This window comes from Paraglaciecola sp. G1-13 (assembly GCF_055809255.1).
Genome location: NZ_CM147903.1, coordinates 3,458,145 through 3,470,398, shown reverse-complemented (window position 1 = coordinate 3,470,398; position 12,254 = coordinate 3,458,145). Strand labels below are relative to the sequence as shown.

Here is a 12,254-nt window from a genome sequence, read left to right as displayed (position 1 = left end):
ATGCTAATCAGCACCTGATCTTTTCAATTATAGGTTTGCAGCAGCGCGCAAAGCGTTCGCTTTATCTGTTTTCTCCCAAGGGAACTCTTCACGGCCAAAGTGACCGTAGGCGGCGGTGGCTTGATAAATTGGACGTTCCAAATCAAGCATTTTAATTAAGCCGTATGGGCGAAGTTCAAAGTGTTCGCGCACCAAGGAGGTTAACACTTCATCAGAGACCTGCCCTGTTCCAAAGGTTTCAACATTAATGGATGTTGGCTCGGCAACACCGATTGCGTAAGAAATTTGAATTTCACAACGCTTTGCTAAACCAGCCGCCACTATGTTTTTAGCCACGTAGCGCCCGGCGTATGCAGCACTGCGGTCAACTTTTGACGGATCTTTACCAGAGAACGCACCGCCACCGTGACGTGCCATACCGCCGTAGGTATCAACGATAATTTTACGTCCTGTTAGCCCACAATCACCCATTGGGCCGCCAATCACAAAACGGCCTGTTGGGTTAATAAAGTATTTAGTTTGCGCTGTTAACCATTTAGCAGGTAAAACTGGCTTAATGATCTCTTCCATCACCGCTTCACGTAATTGCTCAGTGGTCACGGAATCACAGTGCTGGGTTGATAGCACAACGGCATCTATGCCCACGGGGACGTTATCTTCGTACACGAAAGTAACTTGGCTTTTTGCATCAGGGCGTAGCCAATCCAATTGGCCGCTTTTACGAATTTCAGCTTGGCGTTTCACTAAACGATGAGCGTAAGTGACTGGGGCTGGCATCAGTACGTCAGTTTCATCACTGGCGTAACCAAACATAAGTCCTTGGTCGCCAGCGCCTTGATCTTCTGGGCGAATGCGGTCAACACCTTGATTAATATCAGGTGATTGTTTACCAATAGCGTTCAATACTGCACATGAGTCGGCGTCAAAACCCATATCCGAATGGGTGTAGCCTATTTCACGAACGGTATTGCGTGTTAGCTCTTCAATATCCACCCAAGCATTAGTGGTGACTTCACCGCCCACCATGACCATGCCGGTTTTTACGTAGGTTTCACAGGCTACGCGAGCCTTCGGGTCTTGCTTTAGAATTGCATCGAGTACCGCGTCAGAGATTTGATCCGCGATTTTATCTGGGTGCCCTTCGGAAACCGACTCGGAGGTAAAAAGATGCTTAGCCATGTTGGATCCTTATCAAATGAAAATGGTTTAACGAATATAGTGACATTTTACTGATTAAGATCAAAAATACCAGTCTTTACTTCTAGACGTCCAAACGGCTGGGCGTAAACGAACCGTTCCAGTAAAAAAAGTCAACCGCAAATGGAGTTTCGTTAGGTTTTGTCGTTGCAGTTAGGCGAGGCGTAAGCCAGAATGTAGCGCTATATCGGTCGCTATTTTACATTTTCGATGAGTTTTTAACAGCGAGCGTCAACCAGTCATTAATAATCAGGAGACCACATGCCTTCACGTCAACAACTCGCTAACGCAATACGTGCGCTTAGTATGGATGCAGTACAACAGGCTAATTCAGGACACCCAGGCGCCCCAATGGGCATGGCGGATATAGCCGAAGTATTGTGGAACGATTTTTTAAAGCACAATCCGGCGAATCCAAACTGGGCTAACCGCGATCGCTTTATTATGTCTAACGGCCACGGTTCGATGTTAGTTTACTCATTGTTGCATTTGACCGGTTATGAGTTACCCATTGAAGAGTTGAAAAACTTCCGTCAATTGCATTCTAAAACACCAGGCCACCCAGAGTATGGCTACGCGCCAGGCGTTGAAACAACCACTGGCCCACTAGGCCAAGGCATCAGTAATGCAGTCGGTATGGCGATTGCTGAGAAAATGTTGGCAGCGCAATTCAACCAAGAAAAATTCGATATCGTTGATCATTTCACTTATTGCTTCCTAGGTGATGGCTGTTTGATGGAAGGTATTTCTCATGAAGCCTGCTCACTTGCTGGAACATTAGGTCTTGGCAAGTTAGTGGCATTTTGGGATGACAACGGTATTTCTATCGATGGTCACGTAGAGGGTTGGTTCACTGATAATACCCCTGCACGTTTTGAAGCTTATGGTTGGCATGTTATTGCCGATGTTGATGGCCACGACCCACAAGCGATTAAAGCGGCAGTTGAAACGGCGAAAGCCAATACCACTCAACCGACGTTGATTTGCTGTAAAACCGTTATCGGTTTCGGTTCTCCAAATAAATCAGGTAGCCATGATTCACACGGCTCACCATTAGGTGCAGATGAAATCACTGCGACCCGCGAATTCTTAAAATGGCCATATGGGGCATTTGAAATTCCGGCAGACATCTACGCAGGTTGGGATGCAAAAGCGTCAGGTTCTGATTTAGAGCAAGCATGGAATGAAAAATTCGCTGCTTACGGGAAAGCCCATCCTGAATTAGCCGCTGAATTAACACGTCGTCTAAACGGTGATTTACCAGCTGATTTCGCTGAAAAAGCCCAAGCATTCGTTGAGCAATCTCAAGAGAAAGCTGAAAACGTAGCGAGTCGTAAGTCGTCACAAAACTCTATCGAAGCATTCGCAGGGATCATGCCTGAAATTTTAGGTGGCTCGGCAGATTTGGCTGGTTCAAATCTAACGCTTTGGTCAAAATCTAAAGGCGTCACAGCTGACGATGCCAGCGGTAACTATTTATACTACGGTGTACGCGAATTCGGTATGAGCGGCATCATGAATGGTATTGGTTTGCACGGTGGTTTCCGTCCGTTTGGTGCCACCTTCCTGATGTTTATGGAATATGCACGCAATGCAGTGCGTATGGCTTCTTTGATGGGGATTCCAAATATCTTTGTTTATACCCATGACTCTATTGGTCAGGGCGAAGATGGCCCAACTCACCAGCCTATCGAGCAATTAGCAAACTTGCGTTTAACGCCTAATTTAGCCACATGGCGCCCTTGTGACGGTGCTGAAACAGCCGTTGCATGGAAATCTGCGCTAGAGCGTAAAGATGGCCCAAGTGCATTGGTGTTTAGCCGTCAAGGTTTGCCTGGTCAAACGCGTAACGCTGAACAACTCGCTAACGTAGCTAAAGGGGGTTACATCCTCAAAGATAGCGATGGCGAACCTCAAGTCATTTTGATTGGTACCGGTTCTGAAGTCGGTGTTGCTATGGATGCAGCTGAGCAATTAGCTGCCAAAGGCGTTGCTGTGCGCGTTGTGTCTATGCCAAGTACCTCGGTGTTTGACCAACAAGATGCAGCTTATCGCGAATCTGTATTGCCGCGCGCAGTGACTGCACGTGTAGCCGTTGAAGCTGCTCACGTCGATTACTGGAGCAAGTATGTTGGTCTTGATGGTGCAGTCGTCGGAATGTCTACTTTTGGTGAGTCTGCACCGGGTGGCGTACTGCTCAAGCACTTCGGTATCACAGCTGATGCCGTGGCTGAGAAAGCACAAGGTTTATTGAATTCTTAGGAAATGGCTTCCAGTTGAAACAATAAAACTATAATCTAAGGCGCTTTCGAGCGCCTTAGCTATTTTAGTGACGCACTTTTTACGTTTTAAATTGCGTTTTAAATCATGTTGCAAATAGTGTTTTAAATTTCAGTAAGAGCCAAATGATACGAGTAGCAATTAACGGTTTTGGTCGTGTTGGTCGCAACGTATTACGTGCGTTATACGAAACAGGGCAAAACAAGCAAATACAAATTGTGGCGATCAATGAACTCGCCGAGCCTGAGGGCGTAGCACATCTATTAAAATATGATACTGCGCATGGGCGTTTCCGTTTTCCTGTGGTGCTAGACAACCAACAGCTTGTGGTTGCTGGTGACCATATCACTTTATTGCAGCAAGAAAATATTCACGACCTGCCTTGGGCGCAACTTGATATTGATGTGGTTCTGGAGTGTACCGGTGTCAATAATGAGCGGGTTCACGGCGAACAACATATCGCTCAAGGGGCGAAAAAAGTGTTGTTTTCTCAGCCCTGTGGCCCAGATGTTGATGCAACGATTATTATGGGGATCAACGAGGAATCTCTTAAAGCTAGCGATAGCATAGTATCTGCGGGCTCATGTACGACCAACTGCATCGTCCCTGTCATTCAAGTACTCGATGAAGCATTTTCAGTTTCAAGTGGCACCATCACGACTATCCATTCATCCATGCACGATCAACAAGTCATAGATGCTTACCACCCAGATTTACGTCGAACTCGTGCCGCTAGCCAATCAATTATCCCAGTGGACACCAAATTAGCCCGGGGAATAGAGCGGGTTTTACCTAAGTTTGCAGGCAAATTCGAAGCCATCGCTGTGCGCGTGCCGACTATTAATGTTTCTGCAATGGATTTAAGCGTAACCCTTGATGCCAAAGTGACTATCGATGACGTGAACCAAGCGTTAAAAACGGTAAAAAATGGGCGTTTGAATGGTATTTTAGATTTTACTGAAGAGCCTTTGGTGTCAGTGGATTTCAACCACGACGCACATTCTTGCATCGTGGATGGCACACAAACGCGAGTGAGCCACAAGCAACTGGTTAAATTACTGGTGTGGTGTGATAACGAATGGGGGTTTTCAAACCGAATGATTGATATTGTACTCGCCATGAACACCTTATCGCTGGGCAAGACGGGCAAATGATTTTGGTCGCGGCAATTGAGAGTGCATTTTTGCACCTAGCACGCGTAACCCGGTACACAACGAGTTTACAGATTACATTTTTTAATTAGCAATTCACGTTTAACACGTCAAATGGGGAAAATATGTCAATAATTAACATGACTGATTTAGATTTAGCAGGAAAGCGCGTACTTATTCGTCAGGATCTGAACGTACCTGTCAAGGGCGGAAAAGTCACTTCCGATGCGCGTATTAAGGCGTCTTTAGGCACACTTAAACATGCACTTGAAGCCGGTGCCAAGGTCATGGTTATGTCTCATTTAGGTCGCCCCACAGAAGGTGAGTACGACAGTGCATTCTCATTGCAGCCCGTGGTTGATTATCTTAATGACGTTCTAGAGTGCTCAGTAAGCCTAGCGACTGATTATTTAAACGGTGTTGATGTGAAAGCCGGCGAACTGGTCGTTCTTGAAAATGTACGTTTCAACGTAGGCGAAAAGAAAGACGACGAAGCGCTTTCTAAGCAATACGCCGCGTTATGTGATGTATACGTAATGGACGCTTTTGGCACTGCGCACCGTGCACAAGCCTCAACTCATGGCGCGGGCAAATTCGCACCTGTTGCCTGCGCTGGCCCGCTACTGGCGGGTGAACTAGAAGCACTAGGTAAAGCATTGCACAATCCTGCGCGTCCAATGCTGGCGATTGTTGGCGGCTCTAAAGTGTCAACCAAGTTAACCGTACTTGAATCTTTATCTAATAAAGTGGACCAGCTTATTGTGGGTGGCGGCATTGCCAATACCTTTATTGCCGCCACTGGCAACAACGTGGGTAAATCCTTGTATGAAGCTGATTTAATCCCTGAAGCGAATCGTTTATTAGCGGCGGCAAAAGATGCTGGTGGGAATATCCCTGTGCCTGTTGATGTTGTCACGGGCAAGGAGTTCTCAGAGCAAGCACAAGCAACACTTAAGGCCGTTAGTGACGTAGCAGACGATGATATGATTTTTGATATCGGGCCAAAGACTGCCACTGAGCTGGCAGAGTTGATCAAAAACGCCGGAACAATCGTCTGGAATGGCCCTGTAGGGGTATTCGAATTTGACCAGTTTGGAGAGGGCACAAAAGCCATTGCTATGGCAATTGCACAAAGTAATGCATTTTCTATTGCTGGCGGTGGTGATACGTTAGCAGCAGTAGACAAATATGGTATCGAAGATAAGATATCGTATATCTCTACCGGTGGTGGCGCATTTTTAGAATTTTTAGAAGGTAAAGCGCTACCGGCTGTGACTATGTTAGAAGCGCGCGGCGCGTAATTTACTTGATAATTTGATCAGCGCGTAAACAAAGAGCGCGAACAAGAAATTTAAGAGCAAGAAATTCAATAATAAGAAAAGCAAAAGCTTTCATTAACCTTTGTAACCTACTAGCCGGTTTACCCCCGGCTCACAACACAATTAAGGAGTGTTGCTCATGGCATCACAAGCACAATTGGATATGCTAAAAAAAATAAAAAGCGACAATGGATTTATCGCGGCCCTTGACCAAAGTGGAGGCAGTACGCCTAAAGCTTTGCGTTTATATGGTGTTGAAGAAACTGAATATAGCAATGATGATGAGATGTTCACTCAAGTTCACTTGATGCGAACTCGCATAGTCACGAGCCCTGCCTTTAATGGTAAGCGTGTACTGGGCGCTATATTATTTGAAAATACATTAGATCGTGAAATTGACGGTAAATCATCTGCGCATTTTTTATGGCAGGAAAAGAACGTTGTTCCGTTTTTGAAAGTAGATAAAGGCTTACTGGATGAAGAGAACGGCGTTCAGTTAATGAAGCCTATCGCTGATTTAGACAACTTGTTGGCTAAAGCAAATGCACAAGATGTGTTTGGCACCAAAATGCGCTCAGTGGTCAAGCTGGCTAACAAAGCAGGTATTGATGCCATTGTTGCTCAACAGTTTGAAGTGGGTAAGCAAATTTTAGCTGCCGGGTTAATGCCGATAATCGAACCAGAAGTTGATATTAACAGCCCAGAAAAAGCACAAGCAGAAGCATTGTTGAAAGCGGCTATCTTAGCCGAACTTGATGGCTTGAATGCCGATCAAACTGTGATGCTCAAGCTGACTCTACCTGAAGAAACTAATTTTTACAGTGAGCTAGTTGAGCACCCTAAAGTGTTGAAAGTGGTAGCCCTCTCAGGTGGTTACAATCGTCAAGAAGCCAACCGTCGTTTGTCAGAGAATAAAGGCATTATTGCTAGCTTCTCGCGCGCACTAACAGAAGGCGTGAGTGCTAAGCAATCAGACGAAGAGTTTAACGCGACGCTAGATGACGCTATTGAAGGTATTTATCAAGCATCAGTTAGCTGATAACGTGCTGAATGTGTTCATGAAAACCAAGCTTAGTGCTTGGTTTTTTTGTATTTGAATTGTTTCTATATAGCAAAATAGTGTCTATACCTTTGCCTAGTAGATTTACCCTCTACACTTGCTATTATATGGGTAGCCTATCTTCGTTTTGTTAATTAAAGATAAAATTATGTTTATCAACCGCTTACAGAAAATGGTGCGCGTTATATGCAAGTAACGTTGCCTCTGCCATTATATAAAAAATTGTCAGTTACATTCAGGGTAGAGCCTGGTTGTTTAGGGCCTGATGGGGTTGAGCATATTGAGGGTTTTTGTCAGTTTGCTAAGCAGCAAGTGGCTAAATTGCATAGTGACTTTGTGCGCTGGCGTATCATACCTCGATACGACAAAAGTTTGCCTGAAACCGAATATAAAACCAATAATAAGCGTCTTGATCACAAAAAAGCGACCCAATATTTACGGGTTTTTGAGCAAGAGTTAGAGACGTTTGAAGAGCACTTTCACGACAAACTAGCCGAGTTGATTGATCAATATTTGGGGCGTTAAGCGTCCAGTAACCACTGTTTTTCCACCGCTATATCCACTTGGCTTAATACATACTCCCATAGCTTAGGCGCAATATCTTGCAAATAGGTATTTCGTTTAAGCACTTGGCTTTTCTTAACGTGATTTACCTTCCAACTGCCACCTTGATTACTCATGTTCTGCAACACAGGCAAGACTCTGTCCATGCCTTTGGCGAATCTTGCATCTGCGGTGCGGGCTTGCTCAAATTCGAGCCACATATCTAACATGCTTTGCCCTATATGCTTGGGTAACAGGCCGAAGATACGTTTGGCAGCTTCCAGTTCTTTTTGTTCTTGCGCTTGATGATCTTGCTCGTCTGCAAAGGCAAATAAATCCCCAGCGTCTATTTCAACAATATCGTGAATAAGCAGCATTTTAGTCACGCGTAATATATCTACGGGCTCGTCCGCGTATTCCACCATAACGTTTGCTAACAGTGCAATGTGCCAGCTGTGCTCGGCGCTATTTTCTTGACGATTATCGTCGGCTTCAACAACCGTCTTGCGATACACGGCTTTAAGTTTGTCTATTTCGAGCATAAAAGAGATTTGTGCAGAAAGGTCGTGCATGTTTTGGGAGATCCTAAATATGGAAAGCGGCAACAGCGAAATGCGTGTTGCCTTGTTGGTACTTACAGTTCGCTGGTGTCGTTTCGATCTGCGATTTTTTTCAAGTTTTCGTGAATTTTAAACAGCACGATCAGTAGTTCGCACCAGATTCGGGCACCCACTGCGCCCGCGATGAGTATCCCAGCACCAGCGAAAAAACCACCGCCGTAAGAATTAAACATGGTGCCTACGCCTGATACTACAGCTGCAAGCAGCATCAACCAGTAAACAACGGTGATGATTTTTGGGGTGAGCATCGAGTCGAAGAAAAAAAGATCTTTCATTGTATAGCTTCCTTGTTATGTATATTAGAAACGCAGTTCAACTGCGAAGTTCCACATTGCTCACACAATGTGACGGCAATACTATAAGATATTTTTATTAACTAATACAATAGGTTATGCCTGATGGGTCAGCATCTTACCTAAACCACTGATATTCAAGCAGGTGTTATTCGTAGCGCAGTTGTAGGTCTACTGCGTGTAGATAGCGCTCTTCGGTTGCCAGATCCGCACTAAAAATAGGCTTATTCTCAAGCCAACCTTCGGGGAAGGTTAGCCGTATGCTGTTTGCTTTCACTTTTACGTTAATGGGGGGAAGTATGTCGTCTTGACGCTTAATGTTTAGCAGCACTGCTAAGCGTAAAATGGCGATTAATTTGTGCACTTGCTCTGCTGGATGTTGGGTGAAATCTGCAATCTCGCTTGGGCGAATTTTTTTACGGTAGTAACGCACTAATGTGGCTATTAATGTTTGTTGCTCTTGATTAAAGCCAGGTAGGTCTATGTGCTGCAAAATATAGGCAGAATGGCGCTGGGTACCGTGAGTGTTGATTTGCAGGCCCACTTCGTGAAGCAGTGCCGACCAACCTAACATGCTTTTGAGCTCTTTGGTTGCAATATTCCAGCTGTCTTTACATTGTTGGTAAATGTCCATAGTGACACTGTGAACTCGTCTAGCTTGTTCAATATCTACATCGTAACGCGTCGCAAGACTCTCAGCAGAACGCTGGCGTACGTCAGGGTGGGTCAACTGGGTTTCCATTTCATATAAGACCCCTTCGCGCAATGCCGCTGAAGAGAACACCATATGGTCTATATTCAAGCTCTTGAAGATGGCAATCAAGATTGCCAAACCCGCCGCGAAAACAGGCTTACGATCTTCACTCATTTGGCTGATGTTAAGCTTATCTAGCGTGCCGGCATCACAGCTGATTTTCACTAAACGGGTAAGTTGTGACAAGGTGACTTTACCTTCGGTGGATTTCACACTGTCATTTTGCGCGATCTGAATGATGTTGCGGATGGTGCCAGAGGTGCCAATACAGCTTTTCCAGCCCGCGCGTAAGTACGCTTTGTCGATCATTTCTAGTTCTTGTTGAGCGGCGGTGATAGCACGCTCGAAAGACTTGTTTTTCAGCTCATTGTTTTTGAAGAACTTCTTAGTGTAACTGACACAGCCCATTTGTAAGCTGCGCAACATTTTAGGCTCAAACCCTTGGCCAATAATAAATTCAGTTGAGCCGCCACCGATATCGACCACTAACCGTTGACCGTTGTCGTGGTTAGTATGAGCGACGCCCAAATAAATTAAGCGAGCCTCTTCGGCGCCTCCTATGACTTCAATCGGGTAGGGAAGAATATTACGTGCTGCGCGGATAAATGTTTTGGCGTTGCTGGCTTTGCGTAAGGTATAGGTGGCGACGATACGCACATTCTCTGGTGGAAAGTCTTGCAGGCTTTCTGCTACGACATTGAGGGCATCTAAGCCTCGTTGTTGGGCCTCGTCATCAAGGTGATAATCACTGCTTAAGCCTTGAGCTAAACGCACTTTTTGTTTAACTCTGTGCAGGATCTGAACTGATCCTGCGACTACCCGGGCGACCACTAAATGAAAGCTGTTAGAGCCAATGTCTAATGCGGCAATTTTGCTGGTGTCTCTTACTTCTACACCATCAAATGGCGCATTGTCATTGGGCATCGTTCTTTTTTTCCTGCTGTTTAATGTACTCATAGGTCTCTATTTGAGAGCGCAGCTTTTTGCGATTACCACGACGTACGTATTTGTTCGATTGATGTTGGTCAATAATACGGGCTTTAAGGGTATCTTGAAATTGAATTTCGAGAATATCCAAAATTTGCTTGATGAGCTTGGGTTCGTATATGGGGCAACCCACTTCGATACGAAAATCCATGTTGCGGGTCATCCAATCCGCGGATGAGATAAACACGCGTTTCTCGCCGGCATTCTCAAATACCATCACCCGAGGATGCTCCAAGAATCGATCGACGATGCTGATCACCGATATATTTTCGCTCAACCCTTTTACGCCAGGAACCAGTGAGCACATCCCGCGAATGATTAAACGTACTTCTACCCCTGCCTGACTGGCTTTATACAGGTCGTCGATAAGCAGTTGGTCATCCAAGTTATTCAGTTTAAGGGTAATGCCTGCACTTAAGCCTTCTTTGACGTTTTGTATTTCTTGCCTGATCAACAGTTGTATTTTGGTACGTGCGTTAATTGGCGAGATCTGTAAATGTTGAAACTTTTGGCGTCGATAGGGTTGCTGAATAAAGTTAAAAACGTTTTCTGCCTCTAGGGCAAGCTCTTGATTACGGGTAAACAAACTAAAATCGGTATAGATTTTTGCGGTTTTCTCGTTGAAGTTACCTGTACCGAAATGTGCATAATGAATTAATTCACCTTTCTCTTCACGGCTAACCAAACACAGTTTGCTGTGAATTTTCAGCGCATGCATACCAAATACGACTTTAATACCCGCATCGGTCATGGTTTTTGACCAGCCAATGTTGGCTTCTTCGTCAAAACGCGCTCTTAACTCAACCACCACAGTGACTTTTTTTCCGTTATCGACTGCATCAATAAGCGAGTCTATGATGCGCGAGTTCTTTGCTACTCGATAGATATTGAGCTTTATCTGTTTCACCTTGGGATCGAATGCAGCTTGGCGTACAAACTCAGTCACATGCAAGAAGCGATGGTAAGGATAGTAAAGCAGAATGTCCTTTTCGCTGATCGCATCAAACACCGTGTTGTGGCGGGCGAAATCGCTCGAGGTTATGGCCGGTAGTTTTGGATTTTCTAAGTAGTCACGGCCGACATTTGGAAAGCCAATAAAATCTTTAAAGTTTCGGTAAGTACCGCCAGCAATGAGGCTATCGTAAGACGATATCTTTAAGCGTTTCTTCAGGTTACGTACCATGTCACTGGGCATCTGCTCGTCATACACCACGCGCACCGGCTCGGCAATCAAACGTTGTTTCATGCTTTCTGACATTTTTTCAACGTAACTTTCTTCAATTTCATCATTTATAGAGTATTCAGAATCTCGAGTCATTTTGAAGGAGTAGGCTTCACCTGATTCAAAATCAACAAAACCTTTAAAAATGCTTTCAAGATTGAGCCGTATAATGTCATCGAGCAATATGATGTATTTCTTTTTACGGCTATTCTCAGGAGGGATCACCACAAAACGTGACAGCGCCTTGCTGGGCACTTCAATTGTGGCGTACTGAGTATTCTTGCCGCTATTGTTAATCGCTACATATAAATAGGTGGCTGAGTCATTTAAGCGAGATACAAGGTTTACTTTGCCATGTAATAAAATGGGGGCAATGTGACGTAATACTTTATTTTTGAAGTAGTTTTTTAGCCAAGTGGTTTGGTAGTCGGACAACTTTTCATTTTCAAGTAAGAAAATATTATAGCGAGCGAGTCGGGCCACAACGTCTTCACGCACACGTTCAAAGTCTTCTGTCATGCCTAAGACTTTCTCTTGGATCTGCTCCATGAGTATTTTAGTTTGCTCAGCCTTTTCATTATCACCTTCGTCCAAGTGAATATAGATTTTACGTTTAACATCAGCGACACGAACGCGATAGAACTCGTCCATATTACTTGAGTAAATACCTAGAAATCGAATTCGTTCAACGATAGGATTTTTGCGATCTGCTGCTTCTTGAAGAACGCGTTGATTAAACGCCAGCCAACTGATTTCACGAGAAAAGTAGATATTGGGTTGAGAAGTCATTACGTCTTAATTGTCAAAATAAACAAAATTTGAGCGATA

General features: G+C 44.7%; 10 protein-coding genes. 5 read left to right on the top strand and 5 right to left on the bottom strand.

The genetic code is table 11. The features are described from left to right. Positions 1-27 precede the first annotated feature (27 nt). The gene (metK, locus tag AC0L6N_RS14815) at positions 28-1,179 is read right to left on the bottom strand and encodes a methionine adenosyltransferase (RefSeq protein ID WP_473475515.1); all 1,152 of its coding nucleotides are present in this window, start codon (positions 1,177-1,179) and stop codon (positions 28-30) included. A gap of 279 nt (positions 1,180-1,458) precedes the next feature. On the opposite strand from metK, the gene tkt reads away from it, so the two are divergent. The 5 genes from tkt (at position 1,459) to AC0L6N_RS14790 (ending at position 7,532) form a co-directional block, all read left to right on the top strand. Further along, positions 1,459-3,459 (top strand): transketolase, encoded by a 2,001-nt coding sequence (tkt, locus tag AC0L6N_RS14810; RefSeq protein WP_011576066.1) that lies wholly within the window; start codon positions 1,459-1,461, stop codon positions 3,457-3,459. Positions 3,460-3,602: 143 nt separating this feature from the next. Beyond that, complete coding sequence (gene epd / locus AC0L6N_RS14805; protein ID WP_473475513.1) at positions 3,603-4,631, top strand: erythrose-4-phosphate dehydrogenase; 1,029 nt, start codon at positions 3,603-3,605, stop codon at positions 4,629-4,631. A gap of 122 nt (positions 4,632-4,753) precedes the next feature. Further along, complete coding sequence (locus AC0L6N_RS14800) at positions 4,754-5,929, top strand: phosphoglycerate kinase (protein ID WP_473475511.1); 1,176 nt, start codon at positions 4,754-4,756, stop codon at positions 5,927-5,929. A 157-nt stretch (positions 5,930-6,086) separates the two neighbouring features. Then, a complete protein-coding gene (locus AC0L6N_RS14795; RefSeq protein WP_011576063.1) occupies positions 6,087-6,986 on the top strand; it encodes a fructose bisphosphate aldolase in 900 nt (299 codons plus the stop codon). A gap of 207 nt (positions 6,987-7,193) precedes the next feature. After that, positions 7,194-7,532, top strand: a complete 339-nt coding sequence (locus tag AC0L6N_RS14790) for a hypothetical protein (RefSeq protein WP_473475509.1) — start codon at positions 7,194-7,196, stop codon at positions 7,530-7,532. Here the strand turns inward: AC0L6N_RS14790 and AC0L6N_RS14785 are convergent. The 4 genes from AC0L6N_RS14785 to ppk1 all read right to left on the bottom strand — a co-directional run bounded on the left by AC0L6N_RS14785 (position 7,529) and on the right by ppk1 (position 12,215). Beyond that, positions 7,529-8,122 (bottom strand): HD domain-containing protein, encoded by a 594-nt coding sequence (locus AC0L6N_RS14785; RefSeq protein ID WP_473475507.1) that lies wholly within the window; start codon positions 8,120-8,122, stop codon positions 7,529-7,531. The two genes, AC0L6N_RS14790 and AC0L6N_RS14785, sit on opposite strands and share 4 nt — an antisense overlap. 62 nt (positions 8,123-8,184) lie before the next feature. Further along, a complete protein-coding gene (locus tag AC0L6N_RS14780) occupies positions 8,185-8,445 on the bottom strand; it encodes a DUF4282 domain-containing protein (protein ID WP_011576060.1) in 261 nt (86 codons plus the stop codon). A gap of 166 nt (positions 8,446-8,611) precedes the next feature. Beyond that, positions 8,612-10,141 (bottom strand): exopolyphosphatase, encoded by a 1,530-nt coding sequence (gene ppx / locus AC0L6N_RS14775; RefSeq protein WP_473475506.1) that lies wholly within the window; start codon positions 10,139-10,141, stop codon positions 8,612-8,614. Next, on the bottom strand, positions 10,131-12,215 hold the full coding sequence (gene ppk1, locus AC0L6N_RS14770; RefSeq protein WP_473475504.1) for a polyphosphate kinase 1: 2,085 nt from the start codon (positions 12,213-12,215) through the stop codon (positions 10,131-10,133). The genes ppx and ppk1 overlap by 11 nt, the downstream gene beginning before the upstream one ends. Positions 12,216-12,254: the final 39 nt, after the last annotated feature.